The sequence below is a fragment of the Allobosea sp. P4_E12 genome (assembly GCF_056401655.1).
In genome coordinates, this window is record NZ_JBFUIY010000056.1 from 1 (window position 1) to 21,640 (window position 21,640).

Consider the following 21,640-nt stretch of genomic DNA (forward strand, 5'->3'; position numbering starts at 1 on the left):
AACTGTGCCACCGTCAAGCCCGCATAGTGGGCCACGACAACGACCGTGGGCCACGACAACGACCGACGTGTTTGCGAACACGCCGTTCAGTGTCGCGACGGCATCATTCTTTGCCGCTCTTTCCACTGGGCTCTCTCCGGTAGGCGGCAAGACGAAACCTTGCCGCCAGTTGCACTTGTCGCGCAGGCTAGGCCGATTGACACCGGCCGGTCACATGCGCGACGCTCAGTGCCCTGTCCCCTTCCCCGGCATCAGCCACGGTCGGGCGAGATGGTTCGAACCGTCTCGAGGTCTCTCGACCTCGGGTAAGCTCTTGCACCGTCTATGCAGGCCTCTTGGCGAAATTATGCCCTCGGGCGAACCCGAAGCGCACCTGCAGTCTCAGACAGGACTGGGTGATTCCGGCGCGAAGATCGCTCCGCACGCCCGAAAAACCCATTCTTCGACGGTAAACCGTCGAAAAACGCGAAACGGACCTCCTCGTGCAAAGCACGCGGAAGCCCTGATCACTTATGGAAACATCGGGATGTCATAGCGACTTCCCTCGCTTCTGCCAAGTGGTGTCTTGATCCCGCGAGATCAAGACGAGCTTGCGGCCGGCGCGAAGCCGGCCGCATGGAAGCCTATCAGCCGCCCAGAACCGTGTTCGGCTCGATCTTGACGCCCGGACCCATGGTCGAGGAGATCGCGACGCGCTGGACATAGGTGCCCTTGGCGCCGGCGGGCTTCGCCTTGGCAACCGAATCCGCGAAGGCACGGATGTTCTCTTCGAGCTTCTCAGCCGTGAACGAGACCTTGCCGACGGCAGCATGCACGATGCCGGCCTTCTCGACGCGGAACTCGACCGAGCCACCCTTGGAGGCTGCAACCGCGCTGGTCACGTCCATGGTCACCGTCCCGACCTTCGGGTTCGGCATCAGGCCGCGCGGGCCGAGCACCTTACCGAGGCGGCCGACGAGCGGCATCATGTCCGGGGTCGCGATGCAGCGATCGAAGTCGATCGTGCCCTTCGAGACGATGTCGACCAGCTCCTCGGCGCCAACGACGTCGGCCCCGGCCTTCTTGGCCTCCTCGGCCTTGGCGCCACGAGCGAACACGGCGACGCGCAGGACGCGGCCCGAGCCGTTCGGCAGGTTGCAGACGCCACGGACCATCTGGTCGGCGTGACGCGGATCGACACCGAGATTCATCGCAACTTCGACGGTCTCGTCGAACTTGGCGGTGGCGCGGCCCTTGATCAGGGCAACGGCTTCGGTGAGCGGGTAGAGCTTGGTGCGGTCGATGCCCTCACGGGCCTTGACGACGCGTTTTCCGACGTGTGCCATTGATCCGTTCCCCTCAGCCCACGACTTCCAGGCCCATGGACCGGGCAGAACCCCGGATCATGGCCACGGCCGATTCGACGTTATCGCAGTTCAGATCGGCCATCTTCTTCTCGGCGATCTCCTTGAGCTGCGCCGAGGTGACCTTGCCGACATTGCCGCCGCGACCCGGGGTCTTCGAACCCGAGGTCAGGCCGGCCGCCTTCTTGAGGAAGTACGAAACCGGCGGCTGCTTCATCTCGAAGGTGAAGGAGCGATCCTGATACGCGGTGATGATCACCGGGATCGGCATGCCCTTTTCCATCTGCGCGGTCTTCGCATTGAAGGCCTTGCAGAATTCCATGATGTTGAGGCCGCGCTGACCCAGCGCCGGACCGATCGGCGGCGACGGATTGGCCGCGCCCGCCGGAACCTGAAGCTTCACGTAGCCCGTGATCTTCTTTGCCATGATGGCTGCTCCTGCCGTCCGAACCGGTGCCTACCGGAACGACGACGACCCCTCCCAGACAAAAAGCGTCCCGGGCCGGGGTGGTTGCAGAGCGTGGTGCGGCGAGGACTTCCGGTTGGCAAACCGGCACGCCTTCCACGCATGTGAGGCGCGGCCTATGGCATACTCGTGAACGAAGGGGAAGAGCTTTCGCGCTGCGGCATCTTCGCGGCCGCCCTTGAAGGGCGCCCCGCACCCCGCTGGACATAGTCGCCGAGCGCAATGCCGATGTGCAAGACGACCAGCCCCATCAGGACGAAGGCAAGCCAGGCATGGCTTTTGAACAGTGGCTCGGAATAGCCGGCCCCTTCCGGCCAGATCGCCGGCAGCGTCAGGCCAAGGGCGAGTTCCCGCGCACCAAAATCGGACACGCCGGCCCAGCCGAGCATCGGCACGATGATCAGCGCGGCATAGAGCACGCCGTGGACCGCCCTGTCTCCGCCCCCTTCCCGCCAGTGTCCGGTCAGGCGCGCCAGCACCCTGTAGGCCATGCGGAAGAGCACGAGCCCGAACAGCCCCGCACCGGTCGTCTTATGCAAGGCGTAGAGCGTGTCCGCCATCGGCCCATCGCCGATCTGCTTCATCAAGACACCGGAGCAGAAGAGCACGAGGACCAGCACCGCGGTGGCCCAGTGCAGCAGCTTTGCCAGGAACGGGAAGCTGCGTTGCCCCGCGCGATGCGCGGCGGCGCCCAACACAAGCCCCTCCCGGGACGGCGATATCGACATGGTCATGCGCGCATCCGTTGGGTCTCAGACATGAAGCCATCGACGGTCTGACGGAGTTCGGCAGCCTGGCGGCCGAGATCGGCAGACGCGTGCGTGACCGTCTCGGCAGTCCGACGCCAGTCCTCGACCATGCCGGCGACCTGTTCGACCTGATCAGCCACGAGGCGGACATCGCCGGCGGTCTTGCTTGTGCTCTCGCTGATCGAGCGAGAGCTCGCATCCTGCTTGCGCGCCAGATCGGCGATCGAATCGGCAGCGCGCTCCACCTGGTTGACCGAGGTGACCAGCGCACCGACCCGCATGGTGATGCGCTGAGCCGCGACATTGATCGAATCGAGCCCGCTCCGGACCTGATAGGTCGCTTCGGCGGAGCGGTTTGCCAGCTGCTTGACCTCGGCTGCAACCACGGCGAAGCCGCGGCCGCTCTCTCCGGCCCGGGCCGCCTCGATCGTGGCGTTGAGTGCGAGCAGATTGGTCTGGTTCGCGACCGTACCGATGATCTTGATGATCTCCGAAATTGCCCCAACCGCCTCGCATAGCACCACCGTATCGGCCGTGGCCTCCTCGACCAGCACCTTGGCGGCGGTCGCAACCTCGGTCGTCCGCTGTGCCTCGCCAGCCGTCGTCGTCAACAGGCGCGAGATATCGATCAGCGAGCGCGAGACATCATCGACATGGGTCGAGGCCCGCTGCGTCGAGCCGGCTGCGGCGGCCGCTCGCTCGTCCACGGAGCCCGAAAAGCGTGCGAGCTCGCCCGACGCGCCCGACATGCGCGCCGCATGTTGCTCCAGCACCGTTGCAATCGAAGCGATGCGCTGCTGGAAGGCCTGCCCCTGCAATTGGAGACGGTCACGCCGCTCGACCTCGTGCGACAGCACCTCGAGACGCTGTTTGGCCGCCTCCTGCTGGGCCTGCTCGCCGCGCAGATGGGCCAGCAGCGCCCGCGCCAGCATGCCGATCTCATCGCGCCGGATCGCCAGCTTGCCGATCCAGGCCCGGTCCCGCTCGACCGAGCCCAGGGCGCGCGCCATCCCGGTGATCGGCCGCACCAGCCAGCGATATTCCAGCGCGATGACGAGAACGACCAGGAACATGCCGAGCAGCGACAGCAGCAGCTTGTTCTGCCGGGCGTTGTCGACATGCAGAGCCAGCCGACCGCTGACCTCGGTCATGCCCTCGTTCAAGGCGACGCGCAGTTCGTTGCGCTTCGCGGCGAGCCGCTTCAGCGATTCGCGCGCTCCGATATGGTCCGATCCGACCTGCCCCGCCAGCTCTCCGAGAAGATCGACAGCCTCCTGGGCGCGCGCATGGACGGAGCCGTGAAGGCGCATGGCGATATCGGCGACGCTCCGCGCCACCACTTCGATATCGGCTTTCTCCGCGGGCGGCCCGCTATCGGACAGAAGCGAGGCGTTCAGCCGCTGATAGGCGGAATCGGCCTGGGCGAGCGCATCACCCGCGCCAGCATACGCCACCAGATCCCGCGAGAATTGCGTCAGGCGGATCGAGCTGACGACATCGGCGGCGGCAAGGAGAAGCGCAACAAGACCAAGCAGCGCGCCCCAGACGGCAAGACGCTGACCGACAGTTGCCTTGAAGCTCTTCGGAAACATGCAAGCCCGCGCCGGATTTTCGGCGCGGACCTTGCGTCAGCATCGCTTAAAAGTGCCTTAACCAACAAGCTGCCGCAGAAAAATGCGGCCCTCGTGCAAGAGCGCGATCAGATCTTCTCGACCTGGCCGTATTCGAGCTCGACCGGCGTGGCGCGGCCGAAGATCGAGACCGCGACCTTGAGGCGGGCGCGTGCGTGATCGACGTCCTCGACGACACCGTTGAACGAGGCGAAGGGGCCGTCGGCAACCTTGACCTGCTCGCCGACCTCGAAGACCACCGTCGGCTTCGGGCGTTCGATGCCCTCGGCGACCTGGCCCTTGATCCGCATCGCCTCATGCTCGGGGATCGGCATGGGCTTGGCCTTGTCGGCCCCCAGGAAGCCGGTGACCTTCGGCGTGTTCTTGATCAGGTGATAGACCTCGTCGGTCATCTCGCACTTCACCAGGACGTAGCCCGGGAAGAACTTGCGCTCGGCGTCCACCTTGCGGCCACGACGAACCTCGACGACCTTCTCGGTCGGGACCAGCACCTCGTCGAACTTGTCGGCGAGATTGCGCTGCGCCGCCTGATCGCGGATCGACTGCGCGACCTTGTTCTCGAAGTTGGAATAGGCGTGGACGATGTACCAGCGGGTGCTCACGTCAAAACTCCGCTCAGCGTGCGCCAAGGATGAAACCGAGCGACCAGCGAATGATCGTATCGGTAAAGAGGAAGAACAGGCTCGCAGCCACGACCATGGCCAAGACGAGGCCGGTGGTGATCAGTGTCTCGCGCCGCGACGGCCAGGTAACCTTCGCGGCCTCCGAGCGCACCTCCTGCAGGAACTGGAAGGGGTTGGACTTCGCCATTGAGTGGTCACCTCGGTTTCGGGCCGCGCCCGATTCGGACGTCCTGAAAGATTCGCGGCGCGGGGCTCAGGGAGCCGCGCGCCGTCATGAGGCCTCTTACAACGCTCCGGCACGTTAGCCAAGCGCTTTTGATCCGAGCGCTCTCGTCAACCTCGGGGCGCTGCGGGCTTGCGGCAGGCGATCAGCAGGAAGGGCGGACGTTCGCGCTCCCTCGCCCACTCCGGATGTTCGCCGACCTGATCCGGACCGCCCCCCCATTCCTCGAGATGGGTCAGGATGAATCCGGCCGTCAGCAGCAACTGGAGATAGGTTCCGATAGTTCTATGCTGCTTGATGATGCCCTCGGCCGGCCAGTTCGTCCGGCGCGGCCCTTCGTCAAGATAGGGCCCGACCGGCCATGTCGGCGCAGTTCCGGCAGGAGGCGGCGCAGCGCATCCCACTCGGGCGCACCGTCAAGACCGTGGATCGAGCGTGGAACTGGCTGTAACCTTGGAAAAAGTCTCGTCGTCGTAGATGTTCTGCGTCATCGCAGTACGATCGCGAGACTGGCAGGGGCGGCAGGGCTCGAACCTGCGACACCCGGTTTTGGAGACCGGTACTCTACCAACTGAGCTACACCCCTGTAGTCGCGCAGTGCTTTGCCCCAACCCGCCGCGCATTTCAAGTCGAAAAAGAACCGATGTCGACAAGGCTGTGAGCAAAAAGAAAGGGCGGCGTTTCCGCCGCCCCTTCCGAACGCGATGGCGCGCTGTCGATCAGGCGATGATGCTGGCGACGACGCCGGCGCCGACGGTCCTGCCGCCTTCGCGGATGGCGAAGCGCAGCTTCTCCTCCATCGCGATCGGCACGATCAGGTGCACTTCCATGGYGATGTTGTCRCCAGGCATCACCATCTCGGTGCCCTCAGGCARGTGCACCACGCCGGTCACGTCCGTCGTGCGGAAGTAGAACTGCGGGCGGTAGTTGGTGAAGAACGGCGTATGGCGGCCGCCCTCTTCCTTCGTCAGGATGTAGGCCTCGGCCTTGAACTTGGTGTGCGGCTTCACCGAACCCGGCTTGCACAGMAYCTGGCCGCGCTCGACGTCCTCGCGCTTCGTGCCGCGCAGCAGCGCGCCGATGTTGTCGCCAGCCTGGCCCTGGTCCAGCAGCTTGCGGAACATCTCGACGCCGGTCACCGTCGTCTTCACGGTGTCCTTCAGGCCRACGATCTCGATTTCCTCGCCGACCTTGACGATGCCGCGCTCGACGCGACCGGTCACCACCGTGCCACGGCCCGAGATCGAGAACACGTCTTCGACCGGCATCAGGAACGGCWGGTCSAKCGGACGCKCCGGCTGCGGGATRTAGKCGTCGACCGTCTTCATCAGCKCSAYSACCGCGTCATGGCCGATCGCCTTGTCGCCATTGTCCAGCGCRRCCTTGGCCGARCCCTTGGTGATCGGGATKTCGTCGCCCGGGAAGTCGTACTTCGACAGMAGCTCGCGGATCTCCATCTCGACCAGCTCGAGCAGCTCCGCGTCGTCGACCAGGTCGACCTTGTTCATGAACACCACCAGCGCCGGAACGCCGACCTGGCGCGCCAGCAGGATGTGCTCGCGSGTCTGCGGCATCGGGCCGTCGGCAGCCGACACGACCAGGATCGCGCCGTCCATCTGCGCCGCACCCGTGATCATGTTCTTCACGTAGTCGGCGTGGCCGGGGCAGTCGACATGCGCATAGTGACGGTTCGCAGTCTCGTACTCGACGTGAGCCGTCGAGATCGTGATGCCGCGRGCCTTCTCCTCAGGCGCCTTGTCGATCTGGTCATACGCCGTGAACGACGCRCCGCCMGACTCRGCCAGAACCTTCGTGATCGCAGCCGTCAAAGACGTCTTGCCATGGTCAACGTGACCAATCGTTCCGATATTGCAGTGCGGCTTCGTCCGCGCAAACTTCTCTTTGGCCATCGTAGCCTCCGTCAGATCTTGTTCAAATGTTCAGTCGAATGGGTGGATCAGGCGTACTTGGCCTGAACCTCGGCGGCGACCGCCGAAGGAACCTGCTCGTAGTGGTCGAACTGCATCGTGTAGTTGGCGCGTCCCTGGCTGAACGAGCGCAGCTGGTTGACATAGCCGAACATGTTCGCCAGCGGCACCATCGCGTTGACGACGACGGCGTTGCCGCGCATGTCCTGGCCCTGGATCTGGCCACGACGCGAGTTCAGATCGCCGATGACCGAACCGGTATAGTCTTCCGGGGTCACGACTTCGACMKYCATGATCGGCTCGAGCAGCACGGAACCGCCCTTCTGCAGACCTTCGCGAAGTGCAGCCCGCGAGGCGATTTCGAAGGCCAGGGCCGACGAGTCGACTTCGTGGAAGGCACCGTCGATCAACGTCACCTTGACGTCCACCACCGGGAAGCCGGCGAGCACGCCCGAACCGATAACCGAGTTCAGGCCCTTTTCGACGCCGGGGATGTATTCCTTCGGCACCGAGCCGCCGACGACCTTCGACTCGAACTCGAAGCCCTTGCCGGTCTCGTTCGGCTCGATGACCAGCTTGACGCGGGCGAACTGGCCCGTACCACCGGTCTGCTTCTTGTGGGTGTAGTCGACCTCAGCCTTCTTGGTCAGCGTCTCGCGATAGGCAACCTGAGGCGCGCCGATATTGGCGTCGACCTTGTAGGTGCGCTTCAGGATGTCGACCTTGATGTCGAGATGCAGTTCGCCCATGCCCTTCAGGATGGTCTGGCCGCTCTCCTGATCGGTCGAGACGCGGAAGGACGGATCCTCGTTCGCGAGCTTCGACAGGGCCAGGCCCAGCTTCTCCTGGTCGGCCTTGGACTTCGGCTCGATCGCGATCGTGATGACCGGCTCGGGGAACTCCATCCGCTCCAGGATGACCGCATGGGTCGGGTCGCACAGCGTGTCGCCGGTACGGACATCCTTGAGGCCGGCCAGGGCGACGATGTCGCCGGCAAAAGCCTCCTTGATGTCTTCACGGTTGTTCGCGTGCATCAGCAGCATGCGACCGACACGTTCCTTCTTGTCGCGCGTCGAGTTGATCACGCCGGCGCCGGTCTCGATCTTGCCCGAGTAGACGCGGCAGAAGGTGATCGTGCCGACGAAGGGGTCGTCCATGATCTTGAAGGCGAGCATTGAGAAGGGATCTTCGTCGCGCGGATGACGAACGGTCTCTTCTTCGGTCTTGAAATCGATGCCCTTGATGTCGCCACGATCGACCGGCGACGGCAGGTAATCGACGACCGCGTCGAGCAGGGGCTGAACGCCCTTGTTCTTGAAGGACGAGCCGCAGAGCACGGGGTGGAAGGCGCGACGCTGGACCGCGGTGCGGACCAGCTGGCGCAGCGTGTCGGCAGACGGCTCGGTGCCTTCGAGATAGGCTTCCATCGCCGCATCGTCCATCTCGACGGCGGCTTCGACCAGCTTGCCACGATACTCGGCAGCCTTGTCGGCGAGATCGGCAGGGATCTCCTTCTCTTCGAAGGAGGCGCCCAGCGCTTCGCCGTTCCAGACGATCGCCTTCATCTTCACCAGGTCGATGACGCCGGCGAATTCCGCCTCCGAACCGATCGGGATCTGCAGGCAGACCGGCTTGCCGGCGACGCGGTCAATGATGTCCTGGACGCAGCGATAGAAATCGGCGCCGATCTTGTCCATCTTGTTGACGAAGACGACGCGCGGAACGTCGTACTTGTCGGCCTGGCGCCAGACGGTCTCAGTCTGGGGCTCGACGCCCTGGTTGCCGTCGAGCACGCAGACGGCACCATCGAGCACGCGCAGCGAACGCTCGACTTCAATGGTGAAGTCGACGTGGCCAGGGGTGTCGATGATGTTCAGGCGATGGTCGCGCCACAGGCAGGTCGTCGCGGCGGAGGTGATCGTGATGCCACGCTCCTGCTCCTGCKCCATCCAGTCCATGGTSGCCGCGCCRTCRTGGACTTCGCCGATCTTATGCGACTTGCCGGTATAGAACAGGATACGCTCGGTCGTCGTCGTCTTGCCGGCGTCGATATGCGCCATGATACCGAAGTTGCGGTACCGATCGATGGGATGGGAACGGGGCATGAGAGTGCTCTGTCTTTCGTCGGGTGCCGCGGATTACCAGCGGTAATGCGAGAAGGCGCGGTTGGCTTCCGCCATCCGGTGCGTGTCTTCACGCTTCTTCACCGCGTTGCCGCGGTTGTTCGCCGCGTCCATCAGCTCGGCCGAGAGACGCTCAACCATGGTCTTGTCGTTACGGCCGCGAGCAGCCGAGATCAGCCAGCGGATCGCCAGCGCCTGACGGCGCTCGGTGCGAACCTCGACCGGAACCTGGTAGGTCGCGCCACCGACACGACGCGAGCGAACCTCGATCGCCGGGGCGACGTTCTCGAGCGCGCTCTTGAAGACGGAAAGCGGGTCGCTCTTCGTCTTGCCTTCGATGATGTCGAAAGCGCCGTAGACGATCCGCTCTGCGGTCGACTTCTTACCTTCGTACATCACGGAGTTCATGAACTTCGTGACCACGATATCACCGAACTTCGGGTCCGGGATAACTTCGCGTTTTTCGGCGCTATGGCGGCGGGACATCGTCTAGTCTCCGGTCAAATCTCAAAAGCTGCGAACCGCCTCAGCATCAAGCCTCGGCGGTCGGGCAGAAAATCACTTAGGACGCTTGGCGCCGTACTTCGAACGGCGTTGCTTGCGGTTCTTGACGCCCTGCGTATCGAGCACACCGCGCAGGATGTGGTAGCGCACGCCGGGCAAGTCCTTGACGCGACCGCCGCGGATCATCACCACGGAGTGTTCCTGAAGGTTGTGACCTTCACCCGGGATGTAGCCAATGACCTCGAAGCCGTTGGTCAAACGCACCTTGGCAACCTTACGAAGCGCCGAGTTCGGCTTCTTCGGAGTGGTCGTATAGACGCGGGTGCAAACGCCACGCTTCTGCGGGCAGGACTCAAGCGCCGGAGCGGTGTTGCGCGCCTTGACGGGCGAGCGCGGCTTGCGGATCAGCTGGCTGATTGTCGGCATTCTGGCCTCTCGCTCCACTGAGCGGTTGGACTTCTTTTCGGTCGCTCCCCGAACCGGTCAAAGCCATGACATAAACGAAGCCGCGCCGTCGGCTCCCCTCGGGGGCCTCAGGCGCGCTCGCCATGCAGAGGAACACGGAACTCGTCCGCATTCATGCGTCTTGCCATGTCGTCAATCGACGCAGGAATTTACGACGGCGTTTCGGTCGCGAAATTCGCTCGCAGCAGAGGCAAGCGACAAACGTGTCCGACAACCGTCGACAGTGGCGCGCTTATGACTCAGGTGGAGATTCGCGTCAACCCCGAATTCGCATTCGCAGCGAAAGCGTTAACCACCACCCTGCTGAGGGCCGGCTCGGCCGTCATGGCCCCCCGGAGGTCGGCAGGCGGCTGAGGGTGAAGATCACCAATGCCGTCAGGGCAAGGTAGAGCGAAGCGCCGCGCAACACCACCATAGCCACTCCCCTCTTCCCAACCAATCATGCGTCGACGGGTTGCGGTCCAGGCAACTCCCATTTGGGAGCGGTGATCTTCGGGTGCGATTGCCGCAGTATGATCTCATCAGCCGAACGGGGCTAGCGCAGCACCAGTCTGGCCAGCAGGGCGGATAGCTCGCTCTGGCGGGAAACGCCCACCTTGGCGAAGACGCGCTTGAGCGTGGTCCGCGCCGTCTCCTCCGAGATTCCCAGGGCCTGGGACGCGTTGCGAGGGGCAAGTCCTGCGCCGACGAGCGCAGCGATCCGGGCCTCGGCCAATGTGAGGCCGAACAGGTCGCGCACGAGCGCCGGATCGGCGGGCTCGCCTGGCTGCGCGCTGGTCACGACGGCAATCACACTGGTCTCTGAGAGCATGCGCTCTACGCCCGTGGCAGTGGGTGTGCAGACCGGCAGGACATGCACGGCAAGCGTCCCGTCGCGATCCAGTCCGGGGATCAGCAGCGGCCGCGGCACCGCCGTCAAGGTATCGGCACTCGCCGCGCCCGCTCGTGCGATCGCTTCGGACAAGGCCTCCTGCTGCAGGACGGAGCGCGCCGCCAGTCGACCTTGCGAGATCAGTAGCGCATCACCGCATAACTGCTCCGCGACGGGGTTTGCGAAAATCACGTGACCGGTTGCATCGAGCAAGAACACCCCCACGCTCAGCCGCGCCAGCACGTCGGCCAGTGACTGCTGGGTCGCTTCCGCGGTGATCAGGCGGATGCCGAGCCTGAGCGCATTCTCGACATGCCGCCCCAGCTGGCTGAGTGCTGCGAGCTCCTCCTCGGCGAAGGCTGGCTTGCTGTCGGCGCGCTGGATCGAGAGCGCAACGGCGACATGGGGGTCCGGCGAGATGCTGACGCCTGCGAACCATTTCAGCCCCTGGCGCTTGAGGAACTGGCTGTAGAACGGCAGGGTTTCGAGTTCCTCGGACGTTGCGATGTGACGTTCGGTGATCGCATTGCTCCGGGTCAGGTATCCCCTCTCGCGCGAGCGGGCGAAGCGCACATCGTGCCGCCACCATTCGTCCCGGTCATACTCCTTCTGCCCCTCGGCGAGGCTCGGCGAGACAATGATCCCGTAGCTGCCATCGTCCCGCTGGTAGATCATCACGGCGCCGACATCGTCGAAGCAATCGGCAATGGCCTGCAGAGCGGCGGGCCAAAGCGACGGCGTGGCCGCGGCCGCATAGACCGCCTCCACCGCACTGACAAAGCGCTGACCGTCCATCGACGAACTCCCAACTGATTAACATGTTAGATCACAGCTGGTCGCGGAGGCGAAATTCTCCTTTCGTCGCTGAGGCTGCCATGAACAGGCCGGAGAGCCTGCGCCAAACAAAAAGGGCCGCCCGAAGGCGGCCCTTTCGCAAGTCGTGTTCAGCAGCGCCTTATTCGGCTGCCGGAAGCACGGCCGCAGCAGCTGCAGCCTTGGCCGCCGCATCCGCCTTCTGGCCGACGATCAGATCGTCGCGGCGCAGCGCCACCTGCTTGATCCGGGCAACCTGGGCGCCCGTGCCGGCCGGGATGAGCGAGCCGACGATGACGTTCTCCTTGAGGCCTTCGAGGGTATCGTACTTGCCGTTGACCGCCGCCTCGGTGAGGACGCGGGTGGTCTCCTGGAACGACGCCGCCGAGATGAAGGAGCGCGTCTGCAAGCTCGCCTTGGTGATGCCGAGCAGGACCGGAACGCCGCTGGCCGGCTTCTTGCCCTCTTCGCGCATCTTGGCGTTGATCTCCTCCAGTTCGATCCGATCGATCTGGTCGCCGGTGATGATGTCGGTATCACCGGACTCGGTGATCTCGATCTTTTGCAGCATCTGCCGGACGATGACCTCGATGTGCTTGTCGTTGATGCCCACGCCCTGGAGGCGATAGACCTCCTGGATCTCGTTGACGAGATAAGCCGCGAGCTCTTCGACGCCCTTGATCGCCAGGATGTCGTGCGGTGCCGGATTGCCGTCCAGGATGTAGTCGCCCATCTCGACGACGTCGCCGTCCTGGAGATGGATGTGCTTGCCCTTCGGGATCAGGTACTCGAGCCCGTCCGAGCCGTCATGCGGGGTCAACGTGACCCGGCGCTTGTTCTTGTAGTCCTTGCCGAAGCCGATGACACCGGCCTTCTCGGCGATGATCGCCGCATCCTTCGGACGACGTGCCTCGAACAGTTCCGCCACCCGCGGCAGACCGCCGGTGATGTCACGGGTCTTGGCCGAGTCGGTCGAGACACGGGCGAGCACGTCGCCTGCCTTGGTCATCTGGCCCGGCTCCATCGAGATGATGCCGTCGACGGGCAGGATGTAGCGGGCTTCGCCACCGCGGGCGAGCTTCGCAACCTTGCCGTCAGGGCCGTGCACCGTGATCGCCGGACGCAGATCCGACGTCCGGGCCGACCCACGCCAGTCGATGACGACGCGCTTGCTGATGCCGGTCGCCTCGTCCGTCGTCTCGGTGATCGACATGCCGTCCACGAGATCCTCGTAGCCGACAGAGCCGTCCACCTCGGCCAGGATCGGGCGGGAATAGGGATCCCACTCCGCCAGGCGCTGGCCGCGCTTGACCTTGTCGCCTTCGTCGACCCGCATCTTCGAGCCGAACTGGACACGGTGCACCGCGCGCTCGGCGCCGTCCGGACCGACGATCACGATGGCGATGTTGCGCGCCATGGCGATCAGGTCACCATCCGAGTTGCGCGCCGCATTGCGGTTGCGGATCTTCACCGTGCCCTCGAAATTGGACTCGATGAACGACTGGTCCGCGATCGTCGCCGCGCCGCCGATGTGGAAGGTACGCATGGTGAGCTGCGTGCCCGGCTCGCCGATCGATTGTGCCGCGATGACGCCGACCGCCTCACCCATGTTGACGGGCGTGCCGCGGGCAAGATCGCGCCCGTAGCAGGTGGCGCAGACGCCGTTCTTGGTCTCGCAGGTGAGAACCGAACGGATCTTCACCTCCTGGACGCCGGCGGCGTTGATCTTCTCGATATGGCTTTCCTCGATCATCGTACCCTTCGGCACGAGGACGTTGCCATCGATATCCGTGACATCTTCCGCCGCAGAGCGGCCGAGGATGCGGATGCCGAGCGAAGCCACGACCTGACCGGCATCGATGATGGCGCGCATCTTGATGCCGTTATCCGAGCCGCAATCGACCTCGGAGATGATGGCATCCTGCGCCACGTCGACGAGACGGCGGGTGAGATAACCCGAGTTTGCCGTCTTGAGCGCGGTATCGGCCAGACCCTTACGGGCACCGTGCGTCGAGTTGAAGTACTCGAGCACGTCCAGGCCTTCCTTGAAGTTCGAGATGATCGGGCTCTCGATGATCTCGCCGGACGGCTTGGCCATCAGGCCGCGCATGGCGGCGAGCTGGCGCATCTGGGCCGGCGAACCACGGGCACCCGAGTGGCTCATCATGTAGATCGAGTTGATCGGCTTATCGCGGCCGTTCTCGTCCTTCTTAACGGTCGAGATGCGCGCCATCATCTCCTGGGCGAGCTTGTCGGAGCACTTCGCCCAGGCGTCGACGACCTTGTTGTACTTCTCGCCCTGAGTGATCAGGCCGTCCTGGTACTGCTGCTCGTAGTCCTTGGCGAGCGCACGGGTGGTGTCGACGATCTCCCACTTGTTCTCCGGCACGACCATGTCGTCCTTGCCGAAGGAGATGCCGGCCTTGAAGGCGTGCTTGAAGCCGAGGCCCATGACGCGATCGCAGAAGATGACCGATTCCTTCTGACCGCAGCCGCGATAGACGGCGTCGATCATTCCGGAGATCTCCTTCTTCGTCATCAGGCGATTGACGACGTCGAAGGTCACGGCCGGGTGCTCAGGCAGCGCGGTCGAGAGGATCACGCGGCCGGGCGTGGTGTCGTAGATCTTGGTGTAGGACTTGCCGTCCTGGCCGACGCCGGTCCAGCGATATTTGATCTTCGAATGCAGCGTCACGACCTTCTCGTGCAGCGCATATTCGAGTTCGCCGAAATCGCCGAAGATCTTGCCCTGGCCCGGCTCGCCATCCGAGATGATCGAGAGGTAATACAGGCCGAGCACGATATCCTGCGACGGCACGATGATCGGCTGGCCGTTCGCCGGGTGCAGGATGTTGTTGGTCGACATCATCAGCACGCGCGCTTCCAGCTGCGCCTCGAGCGACAGCGGGACGTGCACGGCCATCTGGTCGCCGTCGAAGTCGGCGTTGAACGCGGCGCAGACCAGCGGGTGAAGCTGGATCGCCTTGCCTTCGATCAGCACCGGCTCGAAGGCCTGGATGCCGAGACGGTGCAGCGTCGGAGCGCGGTTCAGCAGCACCGGATGCTCGCGGATGACCTCGTCCAGGATATCCCAGACTTCCGGCTTCTCCTTCTCGACCAGCTTCTTGGCCTGCTTGACCGTGGTCGAGTAGCCCTTCGCATCGAGACGCGCATAGATGAACGGCTTGAACAGCTCGAGCGCCATCTTCTTCGGCAGGCCGCACTGGTGCAGCTTCATCTCCGGGCCGACGACGATGACCGAACGGCCGGAATAGTCGACGCGCTTGCCCAGCAGGTTCTGCCGGAAGCGGCCCTGCTTGCCCTTCAGCATGTCGGCGAGCGACTTCAGCGGGCGCTTGTTGGCACCCGTGATGACGCGGCCGCGGCGGCCGTTGTCGAACAATGCGTCGACCGATTCCTGCAGCATCCGCTTCTCGTTGCGGATGATGATGTCCGGCGCACGCAGCTCGATCAGGCGCTTCAAGCGGTTATTGCGGTTGATGACGCGGCGATAGAGATCGTTCAGATCCGAGGTCGCGAAGCGGCCGCCATCCAGCGGCACCAGCGGACGCAGATCGGGCGGGATCACCGGAACGATGGTCATCACCATCCATTCCGGCTTGTTGCCGGATTCCTGGAACGCCTCGATGATCTTGAGGCGCTTCATCAGCTTCTTGGGCTTCAGCTCCGAGGTCGTCGTCGCGATCTCGTGCTTCAGATCCATGTTGATCTTGTCGAGATCGAGCGCGCGCAGCATCTCGCGGATGGCTTCCGCGCCGATCATCGCCGTGAAGGTGTCAGCGCCATACTCTTCCTGGCAGCGGACATACTCCTCCTCGGACAGGAGCTGACGGTCCTTGAGGGGCGTCAGGCCCGGCTCGATGACGACATACGACTCGAAATAGAGCACCCGCTCGAGCTCCTTGAGCGGCATGTCCATCAGCAGGCCGATGCGCGACGGCAGCGACTTCAGGAACCAGATATGGGCAACCGGAGCGGCGAGTTCGATATGGCCCATGCGCTCGCGTCGGACGCGTGCGAGCGTCACTTCGACGCCGCACTTCTCGCAGATCACGCCCTTGAACTTCATGCGCTTGTACTTGCCGCACAAGCACTCGTAGTCCTTGATCGGCCCAAAGATGCGGGCGCAAAACAGGCCGTCGCGCTCGGGCTTGAAGGTACGGTAGTTGATGGTCTCGGGCTTCTTGATCTCGCCATAGGACCACGACAGGATCTTTTCCGGGCTCGCGATCGAAATCTTGATCGCGTCGAACGCCTGCTGTGTCGGCTGCTGGCCGAAAAGGTTCATGACCTCTTGCTTCATCGCCTGTCTCCTGCCGCCGGCGGGGGAGTGAACCGCCCTGCCCGGCCATCATGCGAATAAGCCGGCGGCGTGAGTGTCGCCGGCATGCTGTGTTCGTCTCGAGGCGGCCCGTTTGGGCCCGCCCCCTTATTCGGCAGCTTCGGCCGGCGGCAATTCGCCCGGCTTCTGCTTGTTGCTGATCAATTCGACATTGAGGCCGAGCGAGCGCATTTCCTTGACGAGAACGTTGAAGCTCTCGGGGATGCCCGCCTCGAAATTGTCCTCGCCGCGCACGATCGACTCGTAGACCTTGGTGCGGCCCGCCACGTCGTCCGACTTCACCGTCAGCATTTCCTGAAGGGTGTAGGCGGCGCCGTAGGCTTCGAGCGCCCAGACCTCCATTTCGCCGAAGCGCTGACCGCCGAACTGCGCCTTGCCGCCCAGCGGCTGCTGGGTAACGAGCGAGTACGGGCCGATCGAACGCGCGTGGATCTTGTCGTCGACCAGGTGGTGCAGCTTCAGCATGTAGATGTAGCCGACCGTGACCTTACGATCGAAGGGCTCGCCGGTCCGTCCGTCATAGAGCGTGACCTGACCGGACTTGTTGAGCCCCGCCTGCTCGAGCAGATGCTCGATGTCCGACTCCTTGGCGCCGTTGAAGACCGGGGTCGCGATCGGAACGCCGCGGCGCAGGTTCTGGCCCATCTCGACCAGCTCCGCATCGTCCATCGACGCAACGATCTCGTTGTCGCCATACACGGCCTCGAAGCTTGCCCGCAGAGCCTTGCCGTCATGCGCCTTCTTGTAGACGTCGATGGCCTTGGCGATCTGCTTGCCGAGACCGGCAGCGGCCCAGCCCAGATGGGTCTCCAGGATCTGACCGACATTCATGCGGCTCGGCACGCCGAGCGGGTTCAGCACGATGTCGGCATGGGTTCCGTCCTCGAGGAAGGGCATGTCCTCGGCGGGAACGATGCGCGAGACGACGCCCTTGTTKCCGTGACGGCCGGCCATCTTGTCGCCSGGCTGAATCTTGCGCTTCACGGCSACGAAGACCTTGACCATCTTCATCACGCCCGGAGGCAGTTCGTCGCCGCGCTGCAGCTTCTCGACCTTGTCGAGGAAGCGCTGCTCGAGGCGCTTCTTCGACTCGTCGTACTGCTTCCGCATCGCCTCGATTTCGGTCATCAGGGCGTCGTCGCCGACGGCGAACAACCACCACTGCGAACGCGGGAACTCGCTCATTCCCTCGCGGGTGATGACCGTGTCCTTCTTGAAGCCCTTCGGACCAGCAAGGCCGGTCTTGCCGGTCAGGATCTCGGCCAGACGCGCAAAGGTGTTGCGGTCCAGGATCGCCTGCTCGTCGTCGCGGTCCTTGGCAAGACGCTCGATCTCCTCGCGCTCGATCGCCTGGGCGCGCTCGTCCTTGTCGACGCCGTGGCGATTGAACACGCGCACTTCGACGATGGTGCCCTGCACGCCCGGCGGAACACGCAGCGAGGTGTCGCGGACATCCGAAGCCTTCTCGCCGAAGATGGCGCGCAGAAGCTTCTCTTCCGGCGTCATCGGGCTTTCGCCCTTCGGCGTGATCTTGCCGACCAGGATGTCGCCCGCAGCGACTTCCGCGCCGATATAGACGATGCCGGCTTCGTCGAGGTTCTTCAGCGCCTCTTCCGAAACGTTCGGAATGTCGCGCGTGATTTCCTCAGGGCCCAGCTTCGTATCGCGGGCCATGACCTCGAATTCCTCGATATGGATCGAGGTGAAGATGTCTTCCGAGACGATCTTCTCCGAGAGCAGGATSGAGTCCTCGAAGTTGTAGCCGTTCCASGGCATGAACGCGACGAGCACGTTGCGGCCGAGAGCCAGTTCGCCGAGCTCCGTCGACGGGCCGTCGGCGACGATGTCGCCCTTCTTGATCATGTCGCCGACGCGCACCAGCGGACGCTGCGTGATGCAGGTCGACTGGTTCGAGCGCTGGAACTTCTGCAGACGGTAGATGTCGACGCCCGGCTTGGTCGGGTCCATCTCGTCGGAGGCGCGGATAACGATACGCGTCGCGTCGACCTGGTCGACGACGCCGGCGCGCCGGGCAGCGATGGCGGCACCCGAGTCACGGGCGACGACCGCTTCCATGCCGGTGCCGACGAAGGGCGCGTCGGCACGAACCAGCGGCACCGCCTGGCGCTGCATGTTCGAGCCCATCAGCGCGCGGTTGGCGTCGTCGTTCTCAAGGAACGGGATCAGCGCGGCGGCGACCGAAACGAGCTGCTTCGGGGACACGTCCATGAAGTCGACCTTGTCGACCGGCGTGACGATGACTTCACCGGCGCGGCGGCAAACGATCAGGTCGTCGGTCAGACGGCCGCTCGCATCGGTCGCGGCGTTCGCCTGGGCGACGTTGTACTTCGCCTCCTCCATCGCCGAGAGATAGATGATCTCGTCGGTGAGCTGGCCGTCGCGGATGCGGCGGTAGGGGCTCTCGATGAAGCCGTACTTGTTCACCCGCGCGAAGGTGGCGAGCGAGTTGATCAGTCCGATATTCGGACCTTCCGGCGTTTCGATCGGGCAGATGCGGCCGTAATGGGTCGGGTGCACGTCGCGCACCTCGAAGCCGGCGCGCTCGCGGGTCAGACCACCTGGGCCAAGCGCCGAAAGACGGCGCTTGTGAGTGACTTCCGAAAGCGGGTTCGTCTGGTCCATGAACTGCGAGAGCTGCGACGAGCCGAAGAACTCGCGCACGGCGGCAGCCGCCGGCTTGGCGTTGATCAGGTCCTGCGGCATCACCGTGTCGATATCGACCGACGACATGCGCTCCTTGATGGCGCGCTCCATGCGCAGCAGGCCCAGGCGGTACTGGTTCTCCATGAGCTCGCCGACCGAGCGCACACGGCGGTTGCCGAGATGGTCGATGTCGTCGATCTCGCCCTTGCCGTCGCGCAGGTCGACCAGCGCCTTGACGACCGCGAAGATGTCCTCCTTGCGCAGGATGCGCACGGTGTCCTCGGCGTCGAGATCGAGACGCATGTTCATCTTCACGCGACCGACGGCCGAAAGGTCGTAGCGCTCCGAGTCGAAGAACAGCGACTGGAACATGTTCTCGGCGGTCTCGAGCGTCGGCGGCTCGCCGGGACGCATCACGCGGTAGATGTCGAACAGCGCTTCCTCGCGGCGCGAGTTCTTGTCCACGTTGAGCGTGTTGCGGATGTAGGGACCGACCGTGATGTGGTCGATATCCAGCACCGGGATCTCGTCGAAACCTTCATCGGTCAGGAGCTTGAGCAGCTTCTCGCTGATCTCCTCGCCCGCCTCGGCGAAGACCTCGCCGGTCGCCGGATTGACCAGATCCTCGGCAATGTACTGGCCGTAGAGATCCTCGTCGGTGGCGCGCAGGAACTTCAGGCCCTTCTCGGCGAGCTGGCGGGCGGTACGGGCGACCAGCTTCTTGCCGGCCTCGACCACGACCTCGCCGGTGTCGGCGTCGATCATGTCGACCGTCGCCTTGAAGCCCTTCATGCGCTCGGCGTCATAGGGAACGCGCCAGCCCTGCTTATCCTTGGCGTAGGCGATGTGGTTGTAGAAGCGGCTGAGGATCTCCTCGCCGTCCATGCCGAGGGCGAACAGCAGCGACGTCACCGGGATCTTACGCTTCCGGTCGATACGCGCGTAGACGATGTCCTTGGCGTCGAACTCGATGTCCAGCCAGGAGCCGCGATAGGGGATGATGCGCGCGGCAAAGAGCAGCTTGCCCGACGAATGGGTCTTGCCCTTGTCGTGATCGAAGAACACGCCCGGCGAGCGGTGCATCTGCGAGACGATGACGCGCTCGGTGCCGTTGACGATGAAGGTGCCGTTATCCGTCATGAGCGGCATGTCGCCCATGTAGACATCCTGCTCCTTGATGTCCTTGACCGACTTCGCCTGGGTGTCGGGATCGATATCGAACACGATCAGGCGCAGCGTCACCTTGAGCGGGGCCGAGAAGGTCATGCCGCGCTGACGGCATTCGTCGACGTCGTATTTCGGCGGCTCGAAGGTGTATTTCACGAATTCAAGCAGCGAAGCGCCAGCGAAATCGCCGATCGGGAACACCGACTTGAAGACGGACTGCAAGCCCTCGTCGGAGCGGCCGCCCTTGGGCTCGTCCACCATCAGGAACTGGTCGTAAGACGCCTTCTGAACCTCGATGAGGTTCGGCATCTGCGCGACTTCCTTGAGTTTTCCGAAGAACTTGCGGACGCGTCTGCGGCCCTGGAGCGAATTGACCATGTTGTTCCTCGCGATCTCTCTCGGACGGCTCACCCGGCGGCCCGCTCACGGACCAGTCTTGGCAGCCACAGGCCGCCGGGGGAGCCGTTCGGCGCTTCGGCGCGCCGACATCAACTGAACTGGCCTTCCCGATGGGGCTCGTGCCCCGGAAAGCCTCTTGCATTCCTTGCGCCGCATTCCGCTTGCCGGAAACGACGCAACAGCCCCGGAGGCGGAAGACCGCCCCGGGACTGTCGTGTACGACTAGGGTCGGACCGGCATCAGCCGGCCCTGCTCACTTGAGCTCGACCTTGGCGCCGACGGCCTCGAGCTGCTTCTTGAGCTTCTCGGCCTCGTCCTTGGTCACGCCTTCCTTGAGCGGCTTCGGAGCGGCTTCCACCAGATCCTTGGCTTCCTTCAGGCCGAGACCGGTGATGGCGCGGACTTCCTTGATCACTTCGATCTTCTTGTCGCCGGCGGCGGCGAGAACGACAGTGAACTCGGTCTGCTCTTCAACAGCAGCAGCCGGAGCGCCACCGGCCGGGCCAGCCGCAACGGCGACGGCGGCAGCGGCAGAAACGCCCCACTTCTCTTCGAGAAGCTTGGCGAGGTCAGCGGCCTCGAGGACGGTCAGGGAGGACAGCTCGTCAACGAGCTTAGCAAGATCAGCCATGGTATGTTCCTACGATAAAGAGGTTCGAACGTTGATCAGGTTGGCAGACGGCCTCAGGCCGCATCCTTGTCGGCATATGCCTGAAACACGCGAGCGAGCTTTGCAGCAGGCGCGGTCGAGAGCTGGGCGATCTTGGTTGCCGGGGCCTGGAGAAGGCCGAGCAACTTGGCGCGCAGTTCGTCGAGCGAGGGCATCGTGGCCAGGGCCTTGACACCATCGGGGTTCAGGGAGGTCTTGCCCATCGCGCCACCGAGGATGACAAGCTTGTCATTGTCCTTGGCGAAAGCGACGGCGACCTTCGGCGCCGCGACCGGATCGCTGGAATAAGCGATCAGGGTGGGGCCCTTCAGCAGGGGACTGATGGACGCGACGTCGGTGCCTTCAAGAGCGATCTTGGCCAGCCGGTTCTTTGCGACCTTCACAGTGGCGCCATTGGCCTTCATCTCACGACGAAGCTTCTGGAACTGTGCCACCGTCAAGCCCGCATAGTGGGCCACGACAACGACCGACGTGTTTGCGAACACGCCGTTCAGTGTCGCGACGGCATCATTCTTTGCCGCTCTTTCCACTGGGCTCTCTCCGGTAGGCGGCAAGACGAAACCTTGCCGCCAGTTGCACTTGTCGCGCAGGCTAGGCCGATTGACACCGGCCGGTCACATGCGCGACGCTCAGTGCCC

General features: G+C 63.9%; 16 protein-coding genes, 1 tRNA gene and 1 pseudogene. All 18 read right to left on the reverse strand.

Going from position 1 to position 21,640, the window contains the following annotated elements; all coding sequences use genetic code 11:
* Positions 1–626: 626 nt before the first annotated feature.
* The gene (rplA, locus tag AC1DW9_RS33935; RefSeq protein ID WP_043237132.1) at positions 627–1,325 is read right to left on the reverse strand and encodes a 50S ribosomal protein L1; all 699 of its coding nucleotides are present in this window, start codon (positions 1,323–1,325) and stop codon (positions 627–629) included.
* Positions 1,326–1,338: 13 nt separating this feature from the next.
* Positions 1,339–1,770, reverse strand: a complete 432-nt coding sequence (gene rplK, locus AC1DW9_RS33940) for a 50S ribosomal protein L11 (RefSeq protein ID WP_069880157.1) — start codon at positions 1,768–1,770, stop codon at positions 1,339–1,341.
* A 155-nt stretch (positions 1,771–1,925) separates the two neighbouring features.
* Positions 1,926–2,543, reverse strand: coding sequence for a cytochrome b (locus AC1DW9_RS33945; protein WP_441508633.1), 618 nt, complete (start codon positions 2,541–2,543; stop codon positions 1,926–1,928).
* Positions 2,540–4,150, reverse strand: coding sequence for a methyl-accepting chemotaxis protein (locus AC1DW9_RS33950; protein WP_476775911.1), 1,611 nt, complete (start codon positions 4,148–4,150; stop codon positions 2,540–2,542). Before AC1DW9_RS33950 ends, AC1DW9_RS33945 begins: the two co-directional genes overlap by 4 nt.
* Positions 4,151–4,257: 107 nt before the next feature.
* Complete coding sequence (gene nusG / locus AC1DW9_RS33955; protein ID WP_043237137.1) at positions 4,258–4,791, reverse strand: transcription termination/antitermination protein NusG; 534 nt, start codon at positions 4,789–4,791, stop codon at positions 4,258–4,260.
* Between the two features lie 13 nt (positions 4,792–4,804).
* A complete protein-coding gene (gene secE / locus AC1DW9_RS33960; protein ID WP_043237138.1) occupies positions 4,805–4,999 on the reverse strand; it encodes a preprotein translocase subunit SecE in 195 nt (64 codons plus the stop codon).
* A 146-nt stretch (positions 5,000–5,145) separates the two neighbouring features.
* A complete protein-coding gene (locus AC1DW9_RS33965) occupies positions 5,146–5,439 on the reverse strand; it encodes a hypothetical protein (protein WP_441508655.1) in 294 nt (97 codons plus the stop codon).
* Positions 5,406–5,526: pseudogene (locus AC1DW9_RS33970) on the reverse strand (class I SAM-dependent methyltransferase); the annotation flags it as partial. The pseudogene AC1DW9_RS33970 and the gene AC1DW9_RS33965, both read right to left, overlap by 34 nt.
* Before the next feature lie 19 nt (positions 5,527–5,545).
* Positions 5,546–5,621, reverse strand: a tRNA-Trp gene (locus AC1DW9_RS33975).
* Positions 5,622–5,754: 133 nt separating this feature from the next.
* Entirely contained in the window at positions 5,755–6,945 is a 1,191-nt protein-coding gene (gene tuf, locus AC1DW9_RS33980; protein ID WP_476855325.1) for an elongation factor Tu, read from the reverse strand.
* Positions 6,946–6,992: 47 nt separating this feature from the next.
* A complete protein-coding gene (fusA, locus tag AC1DW9_RS33985) occupies positions 6,993–9,068 on the reverse strand; it encodes an elongation factor G (RefSeq protein ID WP_476855326.1) in 2,076 nt (691 codons plus the stop codon).
* Positions 9,069–9,101: 33 nt separating this feature from the next.
* On the reverse strand, positions 9,102–9,572 hold the full coding sequence (gene rpsG / locus AC1DW9_RS33990; protein WP_043237120.1) for a 30S ribosomal protein S7: 471 nt from the start codon (positions 9,570–9,572) through the stop codon (positions 9,102–9,104).
* Positions 9,573–9,644: 72 nt separating this feature from the next.
* On the reverse strand, positions 9,645–10,016 hold the full coding sequence (gene rpsL / locus AC1DW9_RS33995; RefSeq protein WP_038358286.1) for a 30S ribosomal protein S12: 372 nt from the start codon (positions 10,014–10,016) through the stop codon (positions 9,645–9,647).
* Positions 10,017–10,590: 574 nt separating this feature from the next.
* The gene (locus AC1DW9_RS34000; RefSeq protein WP_476775912.1) at positions 10,591–11,721 is read right to left on the reverse strand and encodes a helix-turn-helix transcriptional regulator; all 1,131 of its coding nucleotides are present in this window, start codon (positions 11,719–11,721) and stop codon (positions 10,591–10,593) included.
* A gap of 160 nt (positions 11,722–11,881) precedes the next feature.
* A complete protein-coding gene (gene rpoC, locus AC1DW9_RS34005; protein ID WP_069880160.1) occupies positions 11,882–16,063 on the reverse strand; it encodes a DNA-directed RNA polymerase subunit beta' in 4,182 nt (1,393 codons plus the stop codon).
* A gap of 126 nt (positions 16,064–16,189) precedes the next feature.
* Entirely contained in the window at positions 16,190–20,311 is a 4,122-nt protein-coding gene (rpoB, locus tag AC1DW9_RS34010; RefSeq protein ID WP_441508632.1) for a DNA-directed RNA polymerase subunit beta, read from the reverse strand.
* 274 nt (positions 20,312–20,585) lie between these two features.
* The gene (rplL, locus tag AC1DW9_RS34015) at positions 20,586–20,963 is read right to left on the reverse strand and encodes a 50S ribosomal protein L7/L12 (protein ID WP_043237129.1); all 378 of its coding nucleotides are present in this window, start codon (positions 20,961–20,963) and stop codon (positions 20,586–20,588) included.
* A gap of 53 nt (positions 20,964–21,016) precedes the next feature.
* Positions 21,017–21,532 carry a 50S ribosomal protein L10 gene (rplJ, locus tag AC1DW9_RS34020; RefSeq protein ID WP_043237131.1) on the reverse strand — a complete coding sequence of 172 codons (516 nt, stop codon included), beginning with the start codon at positions 21,530–21,532 and terminating at the stop codon, positions 21,017–21,019.
* Positions 21,533–21,640: the final 108 nt, after the last annotated feature.

Bases quoted from the DNA above. Each gene is read 5' to 3' on its own strand.
- rplA (WP_043237132.1), bottom strand. From the start codon at position 1,325: ATGGCACACGTCGGAAAACGCGTCGTCAAGGCCCGTGAGGGCATCGAC.
- rplK (WP_069880157.1), bottom strand. From the start codon at position 1,770: ATGGCAAAGAAGATCACGGGCTACGTGAAGCTTCAGGTTCCGGCGGGC.
- AC1DW9_RS33945 (WP_441508633.1), bottom strand. From the start codon at position 2,543: ATGACCATGTCGATATCGCCGTCCCGGGAGGGGCTTGTGTTGGGCGCC.
- AC1DW9_RS33950 (WP_476775911.1), bottom strand. From the start codon at position 4,150: ATGTTTCCGAAGAGCTTCAAGGCAACTGTCGGTCAGCGTCTTGCCGTC.
- secE (WP_043237138.1), bottom strand. From the start codon at position 4,999: ATGGCGAAGTCCAACCCCTTCCAGTTCCTGCAGGAGGTGCGCTCGGAG.
- rpsG (WP_043237120.1), bottom strand. From the start codon at position 9,572: ATGTCCCGCCGCCATAGCGCCGAAAAACGCGAAGTTATCCCGGACCCG.
- rpsL (WP_038358286.1), bottom strand. From the start codon at position 10,016: ATGCCGACAATCAGCCAGCTGATCCGCAAGCCGCGCTCGCCCGTCAAG.
- AC1DW9_RS34000 (WP_476775912.1), bottom strand. From the start codon at position 11,721: ATGGACGGTCAGCGCTTTGTCAGTGCGGTGGAGGCGGTCTATGCGGCC.
- rpoC (WP_069880160.1), bottom strand. From the start codon at position 16,063: ATGAAGCAAGAGGTCATGAACCTTTTCGGCCAGCAGCCGACACAGCAG.
- rplL (WP_043237129.1), bottom strand. From the start codon at position 20,963: ATGGCTGATCTTGCTAAGCTCGTTGACGAGCTGTCCTCCCTGACCGTC.